This is a genomic window from Anaerotignum faecicola (assembly GCF_003865035.1).
Classification (GTDB): domain Bacteria; phylum Bacillota; class Clostridia; order Lachnospirales; family Anaerotignaceae; genus Anaerotignum_A; species Anaerotignum_A faecicola.
This window is the reverse complement of sequence record NZ_BHVZ01000001.1, coordinates 1,077,939-1,095,625: the sequence shown is the minus strand read 5'-3', so window position 1 is coordinate 1,095,625 and position 17,687 is coordinate 1,077,939. Positions and strand designations below refer to the sequence as shown.

Genomic DNA, 17,687 nt, shown 5'->3' with positions numbered 1-17,687 from the left:
TTTTTATCTGTTCGGATTTCTGATAATGCCCCATTCGACATCCTTTGTACCGTCTGCCAATTTGATTTTATTGGCAACCACCGCATAGCCGTCTTGGAATCTCTCCGCCGCATCAAATGCAGGCGCAATCACCCAAGTGCCGCTTTCGTTTACATAGCCGTATTTCTTTGCCGTCGCATCCCAATACGGTGCAAGTCCCTCGGAAAGTCCCTTTTTCAGGAGATAGGTTTCATAGGAAATTTCGTCTGTTTCATCAAAATAGCGTCTTACATGCTCATGGTCGCCATCAGGCAGATTCACAATCTCCTCCGTCATTGCCATGCCGTTCTTCTGCTGATTTGGTTTTGTCCTATCATCATCTGCGTATACCAGATATTCTGCATCCGCAATCCGTTTCAGCCTTTTGCCTGTTTGATCAATCAGCCAGTTTTTTCCTTCCGCATCTGACGCATAGGTTGCACCGTTTCGGAAATAGCCTGCCCAACGATACTGACAGGGGATAACCTCCTTGCCTGTTTGATCAATAAAGCCTGCCCGACGCGCATCACTGCTTCGTACCATTGCCAGACCTTCCGAGAAGGACTCCACATGCCTGTAGTTCGCGGCATCAATGACGATTTTGCCTGTTTTATCAATATAAGCATAGGTGCCGTCTTTTTTCTTCACAACTGCCAGACCATCGGAGAAGGGTTTTGCCTCCTCAAACTGCAAAGGAATCACAACCTCGCCGTTTCGATTCACAAAGCCTGTGCCGTTTTTATCCGAAACTGCCGCCAAGCCTTCGGAAAAAGGCTCTACTCTGTTATAAATGAAGGGGATAACGGTTTTGCCTTCCCAATCAATGGCACCATTGCCAAAGCCGTTTTCCGTATTTCTGCCAACTAAGAAGGTTCGCTCACCGCCGTCCTCCATATAGTTATCCGTTCCGGTGTCATAGGTCTGCAACACCTTTCCCTTACTATCCAGAAGATACCGTACATTTTCGCGTCTGCCTATGCTGACACCCAAGCCGACATTCGTTTCTCCCGTATATTTCTGTGCAAGGAAATAGCCGTCCCCAAGGGGCTCGATTTCATCATACTGCGTGGTGAGTGCCATGGTATAGGATGCCTGCGCGCCCTTGCCGCTCAGTGTGGGTTTTTCCAGACCATTGGAGGGGTCAAGCTTCTGTTCCACAGCGCGGATGGTTGCCAACCTTGTGGTGCTGTCCCATGTAATATCGCCCTCCTCCATGAGATAGCCGATGGACTGCAAAATACCCGACCAGTTCCGCAGAGGAACGAAAACGCGCCCATCCTTCACTTCCATTTTGCCCCAGACGGGTAAGTCCTTCCCGTTTTGTGCGATGGTATTCTCTTTTATCGAAAAACGGATGAGATTTCCTCCCCATACTACTGTCGCCGCCTTGTCTTCATTATTCCAAACCATTTGGCTTTTCTCGCCCAACGCCGCCTTCATAAAGGTGCGCAGGGGCAGCATGGTATAGCCATCCTTAATATAAATCGGCACATCCAAGGGCTGTGCTTCGCCATCCTTTGTAAATTCCGTTGTGCCGACCTTTGCCGTAAAGGTATGCGGCACCTTTGTGATATAATCTGCCGCGTAGGCAGGCACGCTCCCTGCCAGAAGTGCTGCGCTGAGTGCCATACAAACGAGTTTTTTCATGTTTTGTCCCTCCCCGAAAATACAACTGTGCTTTTGCTTCTGCTTTCACTCTAGCAGAAGGAATTTGTTTCCTCAAGAGAATGGACAGGATTTTAAGAAATTCGTAAGAAATTTGTAAGCTGCTTGTAACACAAGGCGTTTTTCTGTATACAAAAAGAGCCTGCGTGGGAAAATTCCCATACAGACTCTTTTATTTTCTGCAAAATCAGATTAGAATTCTGCGTTATTTACGGTACGAGGGTAAGGCAGGACATCGCGGATATTGCCGACACCTGTCAGATACATTACCGCACGTTCAAAGCCCAGACCGAAGCCTGCGTGTCTTGTGCCGCCGTATTTACGCAAATCCAGATACCACCAGTAGTCCTCTTTTTTCAGACCCAGCTCGTTCATGCGGTTTTCCAGCACATCCAGTCTTTCCTCTCTCTGGCTGCCGCCGATGATTTCGCCAACGCCGGGCACGAGCAAATCCATTGCCGCAACGGTCTTTTTATCATCATTCAGACGCATATAGAACGCCTTGATTTCTACGGGGTAATCGGTTACGAATACGGGCTTCTTGTAAATCTGCTCTGTCAGATAGCGTTCATGCTCTGTCTGCAAATCAATGCCCCATTCTACGGGATATTCAAAGGTATGACCGGATTTTTTCAGCAGTTCAACGGCTTCTGTGTAGGTCACTCTGCCGAATTCGTTATCCAGAATGTTATGCAGTCTGTCCAGCAGACCCTTGTCCACAAAGCTGTTGAAGAATTCCATTTCCTCAGGGGCGTTGTCCAGTACATACTGAATGATATATTTCAGCATTTCCTCTGCGATTTCCATGTTATCATTCAAATCGGCAAATGCCATTTCGGGTTCAATCATCCAGAATTCCGCCGCATGTCTGGTTGTGTTGGAATTTTCCGCACGGAAGGTAGGCCCGAAGGTATAAATATTGCGGAACGCCATTGCAAAGGTTTCCGCGGAAAGCTGACCGGAAACAGTCAGATTGGTTTCCTTGCCGAAGAAGTCCTTGGAATAATCTACCTTGCCATCGGCTGTGCGAGGCAGGTTCTCCAAATCCAATGTGGTAACACGGAACATTTCGCCTGCACCCTCACAGTCAGAGCCTGTGATGATGGGTGTATGGGCATATACAAAGCCCTTGCCCTGGAAAAATTCATGAATTGCCATTGCAATCAGGCTGCGCACGCGGAAGGTTGCGGAGAACAGATTTGTTCTGGGGCGCAGATATGCGATTTCACGCAGAAATTCTACGGAGTGGCGTTTTTTCTGCAGGGGATAATCGGGGGTGGAGGTGCCTTCCACATCAATCTGTGTTGCCTTTACCTCGAAGGGCTGCTTTGCTTCGGGGGTTTCCACCAAAAGCCCCTTGATAATCAGTGCCGCACCGACATTCTGCTTAGAAATTTCTTCATAGTTTGCCAGCTTTTCCGCTTCAAAAACAATCTGAATATTTTTGAAGAAGGAGCCGTCATTCAGCTCGATAAAGCCGAAATTCTTGGAGACACGCATGGTGCGAATCCAGCCGCCCAGTGTGACCTCTTTATTTGCATACGCCGCAGTATTGCGGTAGATAGATTTTACTGTTGTCAAATCCATGATGTTACATCCTTTCCTGAGTTTTCTGTCCATAATACTTCTATTGTAGCCGTTTCAAGGGAAAAAGACAACCTTTTTATCGGATTTATCGGAAAAATCAATCCTGCTTTTCCGCTTTCGCCGCCTTCTGCGCCGCAATTTTCTCAAAATTGATATGGCAATAGCCATTGGGATTTTTTTCAAGATATTTCTGGTGATACGTCTCCGCTTGAATAAACTGGCGCAGGGGGAGATTTTCAATCATAATCGGCTGTTTGTAGTCCTTTTGCAGGGTATCCAGAAATGCCTGTGCCGTCTGCCGCTGCTTCTCAGTGAGGGAATAGATGCCCGTGCGGTACTGAATCCCGATATCCATGCCCTGCCTGCCCAGAGAGGTCGGGTCGATGGTATAGCAATATTCCCTGAGAATTTCTGTCAGAGAGATTTTTTCCGCATCAAAGACAACCTCGACCGCTTCGGCGTGTCCGCTGTGATTGCAGACCTCCTCATAGGTGACACTTTCCTTGAGGGGCGGATTCCAGAGGGGCTTTTCGCCCAGAGCATAGCCGACCCTTGTTTCCAGAACACCATCAACACCTTGCATATATTTTTCCGTGCCCCAGAAGCAGCCGCCTGCCAGATAAATCGTTTCTTTTTTCATAAGAGTCCTCTCTCCTTTCCTAAGTGCCATCTCTCCTTATTTTCTGATGATATCGTAACAATCCGTTCTGCGGTGCTTTAACAGCGGCAGCTCCGCCCGCACCTGCTCCAGCCTTGCAAAATCCAGCTCCGCTGTGAGGATGCCCTCGTTTTCGTCCAGCTCCGCTACCACACTGCCCCAAGGGTCGGTAACAATAGAATGACCCCATGCGGTATAGGAGGACTGCAAATCACGCGCAGGGGCACAGCCTGCCAGAAAAACCTGATTATCCAAGGCACGCATACGGAAGGACATTTCCCAATGGGCAGGGCCTGTTGTCATATTGAAGGCGGCAGGGACAAGGATTGCCCTTGCGCCTTCGAGCGCAAGCAGACGGGACAGCTCCGGAAAACGGATATCATAGCAAATCATCAACCCCATCCTGCCCCACGGGGTGTCGAAGGTGGTGACATCCCTGCCGGCGGTAAAGGTATCGGATTCCATGAAATACTGTCCGCCGGGGACATTGATATCAAACAGATGGGTTTTGCGGTGTCTTGCGATGCAGCTTCCCTTATTATCATAGACGAAGGCGGCGTTATAGATTCTGCCATCCGCCGCAAGCGGAACAGAGCCTGCAACCACATACAAGCCGAGAGCCCCTGCCATTTCGGCGATGCCCTGCAAAAACGGGGCGTTTTCGGGCATGGCATAGCGCACAAAGGCACTGTTTTCATAGGGGCAGCAGCACATTTCGGGCAAAACTGCCAGATCCGCGCCCTCCTGCTTTGCCTGCACAAGCATCTGTTTTATTTTTTCAAGATTTTCCTCAGGTGTCGGCAGGGTTTTTAACTGCAATAAAGCTACTTTCATTCCACAGACCTCCTATCTGCCTTCTTTTTGCCTTTATCATAGCATACCCGAAAAAAAAGAAAAAGGGGATTTGCCTTTTGCATAGTATGGAAGGAGTCCATAAAAAACAGAGAAAGGAGTTTTTTCTATGTATCCTTATTTTCAGAAAAACCAGAAACCCAATCCTTCCAATTCTTCCAAGCTTTCTGTCAGAGAAGCAAGCCCTGCCGATCCTCTGCGGCAATTTCTGGCGGAAAACCCTGCCTTCGGCACACTGCTGTTTCAGGTGACGGGCGGACAGGGAGCTGTTCCCATCGAGAGGGCAACGGTTGTCATCAGCAAGGCATTACCCAACGGGCATACGCTTTCCGTTACCACAATGACGAATGAAAGCGGCAAAACGGCAGAAATTTCACTGCCTGCGCCGCGCCGCGATAAATCGCAGACACCGGGCGGCACAGATGTTTTTGCGACATACGACGCACTGATTTCCGCCCCCGGAACGGTTCCTGTTGTGGTGCATGATATCCCCATTTTTGATGGGATTACCACAATTCAGCCTGTCGCACTTTCCTTTGATGTCAGCGGAGCGCGCAGGGACGAGGCAGAAAGCATCACCGATACCGAACCGAATTTATAAAAAAGGAGGAAGCACACCATGGCTTTACAGCAGGTTCCAACCATTCCCGAAACAATTACGGTACACCTGGGGCTGCCGAATCAGCCTGCGGAAAACGTAACCGTGCCGTTTCCCGATTATATCAAAAATGTGGCCTCCAGCGAGATTTACCCCACATGGCCCGAAGCCGCAATTCGCGCGAATATCTACGCACAGATTACCTATGCGCTGAACCGCATATTTAACGAATTTTACCGCAGTCAGGGGTATGATTTTGATATTACCTCGACCACGCAGTATGACCAGACCTACATCAAGGGACGGGATATTTATGAAAACATCAGCCGCATTGTGGATGAAATTTTCAACAACTATGTGGTGCGGCAGGGGCGTGTTGATCCGTTTTTCACCGCCTACTGCAATGGCACAACCACCGTCTGCGACGGACTTTCCCAATGGGAGACGGTTGCATTGGCGGAGCAGGGGCTGACACCCTATCAGATTTTGCAGAAATTTTACGGGCAGGACATCGGGATTCTGGAAAATGTACCGATTTCCGCAAATGTGCCATCCTATCCGGGTGCCGCGTTACGGCTGGGGGATGCCGGCAATACCGTAAAAACGATACAATTAGAGCTGAACCGCATTGCGGATAACTACCCTGCGATTCCGAAAATTGAGCCGGCAGACGGGGTATTCGACATAGCAACAGAAAACGCGGTACGGGAATTTCAGCGGATTTTCAACCTGACACCGGACGGAATTGTCGGGAAGCCAACGTGGTATCAGCTGAAATATATTTACAACGGGGTGAAACGGCTGAATGAGCTGACGAGCGAAGGGCTGACATTGGATGAGGTGACACGCCCCTTCCCTGCGGTGCTGCGCGAGGGGAGCAACGGTGTGGATGTGCGGTCTTTGCAGTATTATCTGGATGTGATTTCATATTTTAATGATGCCATTCCCGATATCGACCAGGACGGATACTTTGGCCCTGCGACCACTGCCGCCGTGCGTGCCTTTCAAACGCTCGCCGGACTGCCTGCGGACGGGATTGTGGGCTTGCAGACGTGGCTGCGGCTGCGGCAGGCGTATGACGATATTCTGGCAATGCTGCCGCCGGGGATGAAGGAAAACAACGCAGGGATTTATCCGGGATATTTCCTTTCCCCGGGCATGGAAAATGAGGATGTGCGGAATTTACAGACCTATCTCAAAGGAATTGCGGACTACAGCGGCGTGATTCCGCCGATTGCGGTGACGGGGGTGTTTGACGAGGCGACAAGAGACGCTGTAGCGGCATTGCAGGCGCAGAACGATTTGCCGCCGACGGGGAATGTCGGCCCTGCGACATGGAACCTTATACGGCGTTTGTATAACGCGCGCTAACGAAACTAACTTAGGGTGTCGACAAAGTCGACACCCTCTCCATTACTGAAATAACCTAAAAATATTTGCTTATTCCAACCCTTTTCATTAGCAAATCCCATACCATACATCAACCTCTGCAATCCAATTCATAATTCGATTGCACTCTTCATTCGGTTCAACAAAGCACTTCGGCGAAAAAGAAATAAAATCTAACTTCGGACTAATCTTTTTACAATATAGGACAATTTGCTGATAAATTTCTAACGTTAAAATTGGCTCATATAAGTAAACCAATGCTGAATTATCATCAATATCTCCCAAAGCCCACTTATATTCTTCTCCTGCCGGATTTAAAAATTCAAATTTCCCTTTTTCTTTATAAAATATTCTTTGGAAAGATAATGCTCCATTCGGTAAATAGTAAAGTTGTTTCTGCCTATCCTTCATTATAATGGTATCCATTTTAAAGAATAACGCTCTTTCAGAAGGCATGTCCTCTTTCAATCCCTTAGAGTCTTTGCAATATACAAAATATCTTTTACAAAGTGCTTCCCCTTTTTCAAGGATATATTCATTGCCATCTGCTTCATACGTATATACTCTATTGATCGTTACTATTTGCTCCCCGTTATCTTGATTTACCACTTCTTTATATGCAATAATCCTTTTCTCTTCATCGTATGCAAAACAGCACTCTCTCAGCTGACCGGAACCACTATGATTTTGTATAACAGTACGTTTCAAGAGATTTCCTGCTTCGTCATATTCAAATACCTGCGTTCCCTCGAAGCAGTTCTCTTTTATAAGAGATTTATATGCACATATCTTCTGCCTTTTGCTTTCATGAAAAACTTCAATGATTTGAATATCCTCATATTTCCTTTTCTCCATTTTTTCTCCTTCATCTGTTTGAGTAATTTAAAGCCGCAGATTTTATCTGCGGCTTTTTGCTGCTTCTCGCTTAGGTGTGTCCCAATAAGAAAACATGAAGATTATTCGGGCGCGCCTTTACTCAGCGTCTTTTTTCTCATCTGCGGGTTCTTCCTCGTCATCCTCGAAATCGGCAGGGTTATATTCTCCGAAGGAGGCCTTCAGAAATGCCTCCATATCATTGAGCTGCTCCATCTGGTCGCTCATGCCGTCCAGAACATCCTCCACCTTATTCAGGTATTTATTCATTTCGGGGGAGATGGGCTCTACTGCTTCCTCGCCCTCAGCAGGTGCTGCCTCTGCGGCTTCGGGAGCTTCTTCTGTTGTGGGTGCTTCTGCGGCATCCAGCTCCTCCAGATCGATGTCATCCCAATCCTCCGCTTCGTCGCGGTTTCTCTTTTCTCTCAGCTTTTCACGGTAGGTTGCCATATCCTCCTTGATTTCGCTTGCCTTTTCCACCATACGGAAGGCTGCGGAGCGCACGGCAGGCTGCAGCTCATCTGCCTTATCTGCCAGCTTTTCCTTCATGCGGAATGCCGCGGAGCTTACCTTGGGCTGCAAATCATCCGCCTTATCGGCTACCTTATCTGCGGCGTTTTTCACCGCGGGATTTTCCTTTACCTTATCGGCAACGGCGCTCAGCGCAGCCCCTGCCTTATTCAGCATACCGCCTACGGCTTTTGTAATGCCGTCCTTTTCGGTACCTAAGCCGCTATGCAGCGCTGTAAGCAGACGTTCTGCCTCATCCACGCTGATGATGCCTTTTTCGAGCATATTCAGGATTGCCATTCTTTCTTCTTTCATCGGTTTTCCCTCCTTAGGTGTTTTCTCATACTTTATGCGCAGGACATATTCATCGGGTCTGTCTGCTTTTTTTCCGAAGGCATACAGGATGCTTTCCACGATGCGGCGGCTTGCCTGTCCGTCGCCGAAGGGGTTCTTCGCCTGCGCCATTTTTTCGTATTCCTCTTTGTTATCCAACAGTTCCTTCGCCATGGAATAAATCACGTTTTCATCCGTACCTGCCAGCTTCAGGGTGCCTGCTTCCACACCCTCGGGGCGTTCTGTTACGTTGCGGAGCACCAGAACAGGCTTGCCCATGGAAGGCACCTCCTCCTGCAGACCGCCGCTATCTGTCATCACGAAAAAGGAACGGCACATAAGGTTATGCATATCCTTTAAATCCAGAGGGTCGGTGAGGTGGATACGGTCGTTGCCGCCGAGAATCTCATGTACAGGTTCTACCACGGCAGGATTTTTATGCACTGCATAGACCACTTCCACATCGGGATATTCTTCCACCAGACGCTTCACGGCGCGGCAGATATTTTTCAGGGGCTCGCCGAGATTTTCCCTTCTATGGGCGGTCATGGCGATGACGCGTTTGTTTTTAAAATCAATCTGATTGAGTTCGGGGACAGTAAAGGTATAGTCCTCCTCGATGGTATGTGCCAATGCGTCGATAACGGTATTGCCTGTGATGAAAATGCCGTCCGGACTGATGTTTTCCTTCAGCAGATGCTCCTTTGCCAGAGGGGTGGGTGCAAAATGCAAATCGGTCAATGCGCCGGTAAGGCGGCGGTTCATTTCCTCGGGGAAGGGCTGATATTTATCATAGGTGCGCAGGCCTGCCTCAACATGACCGACCTTCACTTGATTATAATATGCCGCCAGTGCGCCTGCGAAGGTGGTAGAGGTATCCCCATGGACGAGGACGATATCGGGTTTTTCCTGACCCATAACCTCCTCCAGACCGGTTAATGCGCGGGTGGTGATGCCTGCCAATGTCTGACGGGACTGCATGATATTTAGGTCATACTGCGGATGCAGGTCGAAGATTTCGAGTACCTGATCGAGCATTTCACGGTGCTGCGCGGTGACGCAGACGATGCTCTCGATTTCGGGGGTTTTTTCCAGCTGCTTTACCAGAGGTGCCATTTTAATCGCCTCGGGGCGTGTCCCGAACACGCTCATTACCTTTATTTTATCCATATTATATCTCCTTTTTAAGACCTTGGGGACAAAACCTTGAGGGTTTCACCCTCAAACTCCCACAAGGGGAATGATTCCCCTTGACCCCCATTTGCAAAACCATGTACATGGTTTTGCGGTATCGGGTGCAGGGGCTGAGCTCCTGCTGGGGGTGTTGGGGGCAAAGCCCCCAAGGTCTTAGGGTCTTTACTTAATTTTGTTCGTCATGGTGCCGATGCCCTCAATTTCGCACGTTACAACATCGCCACTGTTCAGGAACCTCGGCGGCTCAAAGCCCATGCCAACCCCTGCCGGTGTCCCCATGGCAATAATCGTGCCTGCCTGTAGGGTCATGCCCTGCGTTAACTCGCAAATAACCTTTTCAATGCCGTTAATCATCAGATCCGTATTGCTGTCCTGCCGTAATTCGCCATTCACATAGGAGCGAATCGGCAGCGCAGGTGGATTCTTGAATTCATCCTTCGTCACAATCCAAGGACCGATCGGCGTAAAATCATCCAGACTCTTGCCGAAATACCACTGCTTATGCGAGGTCTGTAAATTTCTCGCACTCATATCATTGAGAATCGTATAGCCAAAGACATACTCAAAAACCTCCTCCGGCTTTACATTCCTTGCATCCTTGCCGATGATAACCGCCAGCTCTGCTTCATAATCCAAGCTATCCACAATATCCAGATGCCCGTCGATTTCCTCGCCATCCGCCAAGGCACGATTGATTCTCTTGGAAAAATAAATCGGCACAGGACGTTCGCCGCCAAAGGCCTCATCATGGAACCGCGCCGCTTCCTCCGCGTGTGCATAATAATTGATACCCAGACAGACAACATCCTGCTTGGGATGGGGAATGGGCGAAAGAATCTGCACCTCATCCAGAGGAATCCCCTGCATCAGCTCCTTGTTTCTATCCAGCTTTTCCAGCTTTTTCTCATTCTGCACATCCAGAAAGGTATTCATATCAATGGCACTGCAGCCAAGATAATTGACAGGCACCACTTCGGAGCCGTCATTCTTTAAAACGCCGACCGCTGTTTCGCCGCCATGCTTATATGTTAAAATTTTCATTCTTCCATCCTCCTCACATGCGATTTGGCTCTCTGTTTTCTTTCGTAAAAACGGTATGTTTTCTATAATGATACCAGTTTCATCATATCACAAAACCCTCTTTTTAGGAAGAAAAAAAAGGATTCCGCACCGTATGTATACAAGATACTGTAGTTCTAAACGCTTATTCACCTAAATGTGCATAAATATACATCACCTATTATTTAGCGCAAAGAAAAATGCCCAAAAAGATGCGTGCCGTTTCCCGTATTTTCAAAAATATACACAAATTTATGTATTTTTATTATTTTCTATTGCGTTTATTGCATTTTCTATGTATAATCCATTTATAAAATTCATTTTGCACAAAACCCATTACAATATGATTTGTTTCAGGTTTGTTTTTTAAGGAGGAAGAAAAATCATGGCAAAAGAAAAAATCGTTCTGGCATATTCCGGCGGTCTGGATACATCCGCAATCATCCCTTGGCTGAAAGAAAATTATGACTGTGAAGTAATCTGCGTATGCGGTGACGTTGGGCAGGGCAAGGAAACAGACGGTCTGGAGGAAAAGGCACTGAAAACCGGCGCAAGCAAGCTGTATATCGAAGATCTGACAGAAGAATTCATCACAGATGCAGTTTACCCCTGCGTAAAGGCAAACGCTGTTTATGAAGGCAAATATCTGATTGGTACATCCATGGCACGCCCCATCATTGCAAAGAGACTGGTTGAAATTGCAAAAAAGGAAGGCGCAACTGCAATCTGCCACGGCGCAACAGGCAAGGGCAACGATCAGGTTCGTTTTGAGCTGACCATCAAGGCACTGGCACCCGAAATGAAGATTATCGCTCCCTGGAGACTGGATACATGGAAGATGCAGTCCCGTGAGGATGAAATGCAGTATCTGGCTGACCATGGTATCCCCTTTGAAGCAGGCCATGACAACTCCTACAGCCGTGACAGAAACCTGTGGCACCTGAGCCATGAAGGTCTGGAGCTGGAAGACCCTGCAAACGAACCCAACTACGAACACATTTTGCAGATGAGTGTGACACCTGAAAAGGCACCCGATCAGCCCGAATATGTTACACTGGATTTTGAAAAGGGTATTCCCGTTGCAGTCAATGGTGAAAAGCTGAATCCCGTTGCTCTCTTGACAAAGCTGAACGAAATCGGCGGCAGAAACGGTGTTGGTATCACAGATATCTGCGAAAACCGTGTGGTTGGTATGAAATCCCGTGGTGTATATGAAACACCCGGCGGTACTATCATGTACTATGCACACCGCGAGCTGGAATATCTTTGCTCCGACAAAAAAACACAGGCGTTCAACGAAGTGGCAAGCAACAAATTCACAGAGCTGGTTTACAGCGGCGAATGGTACACACCTCTGCGTGAAGCACTGAGCGCTTATTTCGATAAGGTAAATGAAACGGTAACAGGTACAGTTAAGCTGAAGCTGTATAAGGGCAATATCATCCCTGCAGGCTCTACATCTCCTTACAGCCTGTATAACGAATCCATCGCTTCCTTTACAACAGGCGAGCTTTACAACCACAAGGACGCAGACGGGTTCATCAACCTGTTCGGTCTGTCCATGAAGGTTCGTGCGATGATGATGGAGAACAACAAAAACAAATAAAAACCTTTTTGCAGGACGCTGTCCTGCACCTGCCAAGGGAGTGACTCCCTTGGAACCCCATTTTGCAAAACCATGTATATGGTTTTGCGGAGGGAGGGTAAGAAGATAAGATAAATTATTAAAAATACGAAAGACAAAAAAATACTCCTGTCAGACTTGATGGGAGTATTTCTAATATTACAGAAAAAATCAGAAAAATCGAACCGCAAACAGAAGTATTTCTGTTTGCAACTCGGGTTCCAAGGGGATGATCCCCTTGGTAGGAGTGCAGAGGGCAACGCCCTTTGCAGAAAGAAAGGAGAAACATCATGGCGAAACTTTGGGGCGGACGCTTCACCCAGTCCACAGACAGCTTTACAGACCACTTCCATTCCTCTATCTCCTTCGATAGCAGAATGTATCAAGAGGATATCACAGGCAGTATGGCACACGCCGCCATGCTCGGCAAGCAGGGCATCATCCCCGCCGATGACGCTGCCTTAATCATCAAAACCTTAAAGGAAATCCTCGTCGATATCGAAGCCGGCAAGGTTACATTTGACGAAAAAGCAGAGGATATCCACATGAACGTGGAAACCATCCTCATCAGCCGTATCGGTGATGTCGGCAAACGCCTGCATACCGGCCGCAGCCGTAACGATCAGGTGGCACTGGATATCCGTATGTATACCAAAAAGGAAATCATCGCGATTAAAGAACTGGTGAAAAATCTGATGGTAACACTGAACGATTTCGCGGCAAACCATACCGAAACGATTTTACCCGGCTATACGCACCTGCAGCGCGCACAGCCTGTTACACTGGCGCATCACCTGCTTGCGTATGTGGAAATGTTCAAGCGCGACTACGACCGCCTTTGCGATACCTACAAACGCACAGACGTAATGCCTCTGGGCAGCGGCGCACTTGCCACCACCACCTACCCTCTGGATAGATATGCCGTTGCTGCGGAGCTTGGCTTTGCCGCAATCACCATGAATAGCATGGACGGCGTTTCCGACAGAGATTTCTGTATTGAGCTGGCATCCACGCTTTCTATCCTGATGATGCACCTGAGCCGCTTCTGCGAGGAAATCATCCTCTGGAGCAGCCATGAATTCCATTTCATCGAGCTTTCCGACGCATATTCCACAGGCTCCAGCATTATGCCCCAGAAAAAGAACCCCGATATGGCGGAGCTGATCCGTGGGAAAACAGGGCGTGTATATGGGCATCTGATGGCGCTTCTGACTACGATGAAGGGTCTTCCTCTGGCGTACAACAAGGATATGCAGGAGGATAAGGAGGGTCTGTTTGACGCGATTGATACGGTGAAAATGTGCGTGCCCGTATTCACAAGCATGATTGCGACCATGACTGTAAAGAAGGACGCAATGCTGAATGCGGCAAAGGGCGGCTTCACCAACGCAACCGACGCGGCAGACTGGCTGGTCAAGCAGGGCGTTCCCTTCCGTGATGCACATGCCATCATCGGGAAGCTGGTACTGTACTGCATCGAGCATAACACCAATCTGGATGACCTTTCCCTTGCGGAATATAAGGCAATCTCCCCTGTGTTTGATGAAAGCGTTTACGCCGCTATCAATGTAAACGAATGTGCGCAGGCAAGAAAGGTGATCGGCGGCCCTGCGAAGGAAGTAACAACTGCCGCGATTGCTGCAAATAAGGAATATTTCAAAACGATTTAAACAATGAAAAAGCTGCCATTGGCAGCTTTTTTTGTTGGGAAAACGGGGGCAGTCGCGCAATATGTCATGATTTAAGAATATAAGTATTTCATCTATTTAGATAATTCTCAGAAATATCCGGATTTTCTTGCCGGAAAGGCTCTTTATCCATGCCGTTTCCGGCTCGTAGGGAAGGGATTGGAAAGGGAAACCTTGTTGCCCTTTCCTCGTCTGCGGGGGTCCGGGACCCATTACGAAACGGGTCCCGGGTTTTTGTTACTTTTTATGCTAAAAAGTAAGGAAGAAATGTCTTGTTTTGCCGAGATAGTTCTAAACGGGCGAATCCCATATTTCATCGGGCTTTATTTTGGCGCACCTGCGCCCAATCGGTGTGAAACACCGCTTTTTCAGTCGCAGGGCATAAAAAAAAGATACAAGATTTTTTCTTGTATCTCTCTTTTCGATTGCGGAGACAGGATTTGAACCTGCCTTGCCCACCTCGAAATCTGGTCGTCCGCTCTCCCTCTCTGCGTTCTGTCTGCGGAACTCCCGATTTCTCGCCTGCATCACCTTCCTTCTTCTGCCACCGGCAGCGGTCGGTGCTGCAGCCCCGGGAACCCGTCGGTCGCAGGGCATAAAAAAAGATACAAGATTTTTTCTTGTATCTCTCTTTTCGATTGCGGAGACAGGATTTGAACCTGCCTTGCCCACCTCGAAATCTGGTCGTCCGCTCTCCCTCTCTGCGTTCAGTCTGCGGAACTCCCGATTTCTCGCCTGCATCACCTTCCTTCTTCTGCCACCGGCAGCGGTCGGTGCTGCAGCCCCGGGAACCCGTCGGTCGCAGGGCATAAAAAAAAGATACAAGATTTTTTCTTGTATCTCTCTTTTCGATTGCGGAGACAGGATTTGAACCTGCGACCTCCGGGTTATGAGCCCGACGAGCTACCGGACTGCTCTACTCCGCGGCAGTATAAAATGGGCGGAGAAGGATTCGAACCTTCGAAGCTATCGCAACAGATTTACAGTCTGCCCCCTTTGGCCGCTCGGGAATCCACCCATAGTAGTGTAGTTATTTTTTGTTTATGAGATTCCGTCTCATAATGCTTTGGCATTGTGCAAGGAATCGAATAAAAAATAACGAAACGGTTTTCTTCCGATAGGAAGAAAAACTTACCTTATTATAGTGTAGTTATTTTTGTTTTTCTCCTGCTGATAAGCAAGAAAAAAGCCGATGATCGGACTCGAACCGATAACCTGCTGATTACAAGTCAGCTGCTCTGCCAATTGAGCCACATCGGCGTAACTCGTGCTGAGTACAAGAAGTATATTATCATTCTTTCCACCTTTCGTCAAGTATTTTTTATAAAAATTTTATACTTTCAGAAAAAATGCGTCAGGGCGCGCAGAATATCCAGAAGATAGGTTTCCATGAACCGCAAAACCACCGCAAGGCTGGCGATATAGCATCCCAATTCAATGGGCTTCTGCATAAAGCCGCTCTGCCATTTGGATGCCATTGCCTCCAGAACCGACTGCACGCAGAGGATGAGAAACAGCTGTCCTGCCAAAATCGAAAATCCTTCCATCTCCGCCACCCCTTAAAAAATTCTTCAGACTATCTTATGAATTTTCCTCTTTTCAAATGCAGAATTTGGGCGCATAATATAGAGTAGGATAATTTCTTCCAAATAAGGAGGTTTTTGATATGAAAAATGCACTTGCAAAATATTTTCTCGGCTTTTTCGGCGCAATCGGCGCTTTGCTTGCAGGTCTTGCCGGCTATCAGCAGGTCTGCCTGCGGATGGCACGCAAAAAGAAAGATGAAACCCATGTTATGGAAACATACCATGCAAAGGAAGGCGAAATTGCATATCGTTCTGTAGGGCACGGCAAGCCTCTGGTTCTGGTACACAGCATGATGCTTGGTGCATCCGGCAGAGAATGGGATGCAGTGATTGATGCCCTGGCGGAGGATTACCATGTATACGTTCCGGATTTGCCCGGCTTCGGCAATTCTTTCTGTCCCGAAAAGCCATGGACAGCATATCAATATGCAAATTTGCTGCATGTATTTATCGAGGATGTCATCGGTCATCCCGTCTGCTTCTGCGGTGCGAATGGCGGTGCGGATTTTGGTTTGTTGCTTTCTCTGCTGTACCCGAAGGATGTCCGCCGCATGGTGCTCATTTCCCCGGAGGGCATCGGGAACGGCTTTGCGACCAACGAGGACACGAAACAGCTTTCGCTCCTGCTCTCCCCCATTGCAGGCACGGAGCATTTTCTCATCGGCACAAGCAGATGGAAAATCAGAGCCGCACTGGAGCAGGCGATTTTCGCAAAGGAAACCGTTTCCGCGGAGCTGGTGCAGCAATATGCGCGGGCGGCACGCTTCGGCACGCATGCACAGGCAACCTTTGCCTGCCTGAAAACACGCTTCTGGGCAGCAGATACCAAGCCTTCCTTTGAAAAGCTTTCTGTCCCGTTTCTGATGATCTGGGGCGAGGAAAACAGGCTGAACCCGACCTCTGCCTTCGATACGGCAGAAAAAATGAAGGACTTCGGTTCCTTCGCACTGTTTGAAAACACAGGTGCTTTGCCCCACATGGAAAACAGCAAGGCATTTCTGGAAAATCTCAATGAATTTTTAAACCAATCACATATTTTTTAAGTAAGGAGAACTGATACATGCAACACTGGACCAAAATACCCGGGCTTTCGCAGGAGGACATGGAAACCTTTTTTCAAAATGCCCTGCTGCCCGGTTCTGAACTCAAGCACCATGGGGTAATTCCGCAGATGGACCCCGTTTTTGTCACCTGTGACTTTGTAAAAGGCACGATAGACATGGCGTATCACGCACAGGAATGGGAGCTGAACCCTGAAAATATCATGCATGGCGGCATCATTTCTACCGCACTGGATACCTCCATGGGCCTTCTGGCGCATTATTATACACATCTGAGCGCCCCAACCGTTGTTACCGTTACAATGAATGTCACCTTCCTCAAGCCTGTCCTTGCAGGAGATATCTTCCATATCCAATGCCAGCTGGATTCCCTTGGGCGCACCCTCGTGACCGTAAAGGCCGAGGTTCGCTTAGAGCGGGATGATATTCTGGCAGGGATTGCAACAGCAACATTTATGGCTGTGAACGAATAAGGGAGGACAGGTAATGGTTACATTAAAAGACGAAATTTCCTCGCAGGAAAACATGGAGCAATGGATGTCTCAGCTTGGACATCCCGAAAACCCCATTTCCAACAAGGGCGTACTGGTGCGGCTGCAGCCGCAGTTTGTTTCCTGCGATTTTGAAAAAAGAGAAAACTGCATTGCATTTGAGGCACTTCCCTGGGAGCAGAACCCCGGCGGCACCCTGCACGGCGGCATCATCATCACCTGCTTTGACGTTGCCTTCGGCTTAACCTGCCATTATTACGCAAAGCAGCACCAGATTACCACCGTCAATCTGACAACCACCTTTCTCAAGCCCGTATTTCTGGGCGATGTGGTGGAATACCGCGTGCGGATTACCCATCTGGGGCGGACGCTCGTCAGCATGATGGCAGAAGGACATGTGAACCGCAAGGGGAAGGATGTCCTCATCGGAACAGCAACCGCTACGTTTATGAAATTAGATAAAACATTCGATCATCCAATTTAATATAAATTGAAAACCTC

General features: G+C 48.3%; 16 protein-coding genes and 3 tRNA genes. 7 read left to right on the top strand and 12 right to left on the bottom strand.

Features of this window, described 5'->3' with window-relative positions; translation table 11 throughout:
- Positions 1-3 precede the first annotated feature (3 nt).
- The 4 genes from EJE48_RS05350 to EJE48_RS05335 form a co-directional block, all read right to left on the bottom strand.
- On the bottom strand, positions 4-1,665 hold the full coding sequence (locus tag EJE48_RS05350) for a WG repeat-containing protein (RefSeq protein ID WP_118582471.1): 1,662 nt from the start codon (positions 1,663-1,665) through the stop codon (positions 4-6).
- A 210-nt stretch (positions 1,666-1,875) separates the two neighbouring features.
- Entirely contained in the window at positions 1,876-3,270 is a 1,395-nt protein-coding gene (gene asnS / locus EJE48_RS05345) for an asparagine--tRNA ligase (RefSeq protein WP_124984355.1), read from the bottom strand.
- Positions 3,271-3,367: 97 nt separating this feature from the next.
- Entirely contained in the window at positions 3,368-3,910 is a 543-nt protein-coding gene (msrA, locus tag EJE48_RS05340; RefSeq protein ID WP_016406852.1) for a peptide-methionine (S)-S-oxide reductase MsrA, read from the bottom strand.
- A 36-nt stretch (positions 3,911-3,946) separates the two neighbouring features.
- A complete protein-coding gene (locus EJE48_RS05335; protein ID WP_016406851.1) occupies positions 3,947-4,762 on the bottom strand; it encodes a carbon-nitrogen hydrolase family protein in 816 nt (271 codons plus the stop codon).
- Between the two features lie 127 nt (positions 4,763-4,889).
- On the opposite strand from EJE48_RS05335, the gene EJE48_RS05330 reads away from it, so the two are divergent.
- The gene (locus EJE48_RS05330) at positions 4,890-5,381 is read left to right on the top strand and encodes a hypothetical protein (protein WP_016406850.1); all 492 of its coding nucleotides are present in this window, start codon (positions 4,890-4,892) and stop codon (positions 5,379-5,381) included.
- An 18-nt stretch (positions 5,382-5,399) separates the two neighbouring features.
- A complete protein-coding gene (locus EJE48_RS05325; protein ID WP_118582466.1) occupies positions 5,400-6,749 on the top strand; it encodes a peptidoglycan-binding protein in 1,350 nt (449 codons plus the stop codon).
- An 87-nt stretch (positions 6,750-6,836) separates the two neighbouring features.
- On the opposite strand, the gene EJE48_RS05320 is transcribed toward EJE48_RS05325, so the two are convergent.
- From EJE48_RS05320 to EJE48_RS05310, 3 genes are all read right to left on the bottom strand, one after another.
- Positions 6,837-7,622: a hypothetical protein gene (locus EJE48_RS05320; protein WP_016406848.1), complete on the bottom strand. Its 786-nt coding sequence runs from the start codon at positions 7,620-7,622 to the stop codon at positions 6,837-6,839.
- A gap of 117 nt (positions 7,623-7,739) precedes the next feature.
- Complete coding sequence (gene wecB, locus EJE48_RS12930) at positions 7,740-9,653, bottom strand: non-hydrolyzing UDP-N-acetylglucosamine 2-epimerase (protein WP_118582463.1); 1,914 nt, start codon at positions 9,651-9,653, stop codon at positions 7,740-7,742.
- A gap of 186 nt (positions 9,654-9,839) precedes the next feature.
- A complete protein-coding gene (locus tag EJE48_RS05310; RefSeq protein WP_118582460.1) occupies positions 9,840-10,718 on the bottom strand; it encodes a fumarylacetoacetate hydrolase family protein in 879 nt (292 codons plus the stop codon).
- A gap of 403 nt (positions 10,719-11,121) precedes the next feature.
- Between EJE48_RS05310 and EJE48_RS05305 the strand changes: the two genes are divergently transcribed.
- Positions 11,122-12,342, top strand: coding sequence for an argininosuccinate synthase (locus tag EJE48_RS05305; RefSeq protein WP_016406845.1), 1,221 nt, complete (start codon positions 11,122-11,124; stop codon positions 12,340-12,342).
- A 308-nt stretch (positions 12,343-12,650) separates the two neighbouring features.
- A complete protein-coding gene (argH, locus tag EJE48_RS05300; RefSeq protein ID WP_118582458.1) occupies positions 12,651-14,030 on the top strand; it encodes an argininosuccinate lyase in 1,380 nt (459 codons plus the stop codon).
- Positions 14,031-14,339: 309 nt separating this feature from the next.
- On the opposite strand, the gene EJE48_RS05295 is transcribed toward argH, so the two are convergent.
- From EJE48_RS05295 to EJE48_RS05275, 5 genes are all read right to left on the bottom strand, one after another.
- Positions 14,340-14,789 carry a hypothetical protein gene (locus EJE48_RS05295; RefSeq protein WP_148095972.1) on the bottom strand — a complete coding sequence of 150 codons (450 nt, stop codon included), beginning with the start codon at positions 14,787-14,789 and terminating at the stop codon, positions 14,340-14,342.
- Positions 14,790-14,900: 111 nt separating this feature from the next.
- Positions 14,901-14,974 (bottom strand) — tRNA-Met (locus tag EJE48_RS05290).
- A gap of 11 nt (positions 14,975-14,985) precedes the next feature.
- A tRNA-Tyr gene (locus EJE48_RS05285) sits at positions 14,986-15,066 on the bottom strand.
- Between the two features lie 169 nt (positions 15,067-15,235).
- Positions 15,236-15,308 (bottom strand) — tRNA-Thr (locus EJE48_RS05280).
- Positions 15,309-15,388: 80 nt separating this feature from the next.
- Positions 15,389-15,595 (bottom strand): hypothetical protein, encoded by a 207-nt coding sequence (locus EJE48_RS05275; protein WP_016407208.1) that lies wholly within the window; start codon positions 15,593-15,595, stop codon positions 15,389-15,391.
- A 119-nt stretch (positions 15,596-15,714) separates the two neighbouring features.
- On the opposite strand from EJE48_RS05275, the gene EJE48_RS05270 reads away from it, so the two are divergent.
- Genes EJE48_RS05270 through EJE48_RS05260 form a run of 3 tightly spaced genes read left to right on the top strand, consistent with a single transcriptional unit; the run spans position 15,715 to position 17,670 of the window.
- A complete protein-coding gene (locus EJE48_RS05270) occupies positions 15,715-16,677 on the top strand; it encodes an alpha/beta fold hydrolase (protein ID WP_118581508.1) in 963 nt (320 codons plus the stop codon).
- Between the two features lie 17 nt (positions 16,678-16,694).
- Positions 16,695-17,168: a PaaI family thioesterase gene (locus EJE48_RS05265; protein ID WP_118581505.1), complete on the top strand. Its 474-nt coding sequence runs from the start codon at positions 16,695-16,697 to the stop codon at positions 17,166-17,168.
- 13 nt (positions 17,169-17,181) lie between these two features.
- Positions 17,182-17,670 carry a PaaI family thioesterase gene (locus tag EJE48_RS05260; RefSeq protein WP_118581502.1) on the top strand — a complete coding sequence of 163 codons (489 nt, stop codon included), beginning with the start codon at positions 17,182-17,184 and terminating at the stop codon, positions 17,668-17,670.
- The last annotated feature ends 17 nt before the right edge of the window (positions 17,671-17,687 follow it).

What these genes read in the sequence shown, in the direction of transcription:
- EJE48_RS05350 (WP_118582471.1), bottom strand. Translation starts at nt 1,665, where the DNA reads ATGAAAAAACTCGTTTGTATGGCACTCAGCGCAGCACTTCTGGCAGGG.
- asnS (WP_124984355.1), bottom strand. Translation starts at nt 3,270, where the DNA reads ATGGATTTGACAACAGTAAAATCTATCTACCGCAATACTGCGGCGTAT.
- msrA (WP_016406852.1), bottom strand. Translation starts at nt 3,910, where the DNA reads ATGAAAAAAGAAACGATTTATCTGGCAGGCGGCTGCTTCTGGGGCACG.
- EJE48_RS05335 (WP_016406851.1), bottom strand. Translation starts at nt 4,762, where the DNA reads ATGAAAGTAGCTTTATTGCAGTTAAAAACCCTGCCGACACCTGAGGAA.
- EJE48_RS05330 (WP_016406850.1), top strand. Translation starts at nt 4,890, where the DNA reads ATGTATCCTTATTTTCAGAAAAACCAGAAACCCAATCCTTCCAATTCT.
- EJE48_RS05325 (WP_118582466.1), top strand. Translation starts at nt 5,400, where the DNA reads ATGGCTTTACAGCAGGTTCCAACCATTCCCGAAACAATTACGGTACAC.
- EJE48_RS05320 (WP_016406848.1), bottom strand. Translation starts at nt 7,622, where the DNA reads ATGGAGAAAAGGAAATATGAGGATATTCAAATCATTGAAGTTTTTCAT.
- wecB (WP_118582463.1), bottom strand. Translation starts at nt 9,653, where the DNA reads ATGGATAAAATAAAGGTAATGAGCGTGTTCGGGACACGCCCCGAGGCG.
- EJE48_RS05310 (WP_118582460.1), bottom strand. Translation starts at nt 10,718, where the DNA reads ATGAAAATTTTAACATATAAGCATGGCGGCGAAACAGCGGTCGGCGTT.
- EJE48_RS05305 (WP_016406845.1), top strand. Translation starts at nt 11,122, where the DNA reads ATGGCAAAAGAAAAAATCGTTCTGGCATATTCCGGCGGTCTGGATACA.
- argH (WP_118582458.1), top strand. Translation starts at nt 12,651, where the DNA reads ATGGCGAAACTTTGGGGCGGACGCTTCACCCAGTCCACAGACAGCTTT.
- EJE48_RS05295 (WP_148095972.1), bottom strand. Translation starts at nt 14,789, where the DNA reads ATGCAGGCGAGAAATCGGGAGTTCCGCAGACTGAACGCAGAGAGGGAG.
- EJE48_RS05275 (WP_016407208.1), bottom strand. Translation starts at nt 15,595, where the DNA reads ATGGAAGGATTTTCGATTTTGGCAGGACAGCTGTTTCTCATCCTCTGC.
- EJE48_RS05270 (WP_118581508.1), top strand. Translation starts at nt 15,715, where the DNA reads ATGAAAAATGCACTTGCAAAATATTTTCTCGGCTTTTTCGGCGCAATC.
- EJE48_RS05265 (WP_118581505.1), top strand. Translation starts at nt 16,695, where the DNA reads ATGCAACACTGGACCAAAATACCCGGGCTTTCGCAGGAGGACATGGAA.
- EJE48_RS05260 (WP_118581502.1), top strand. Translation starts at nt 17,182, where the DNA reads ATGGTTACATTAAAAGACGAAATTTCCTCGCAGGAAAACATGGAGCAA.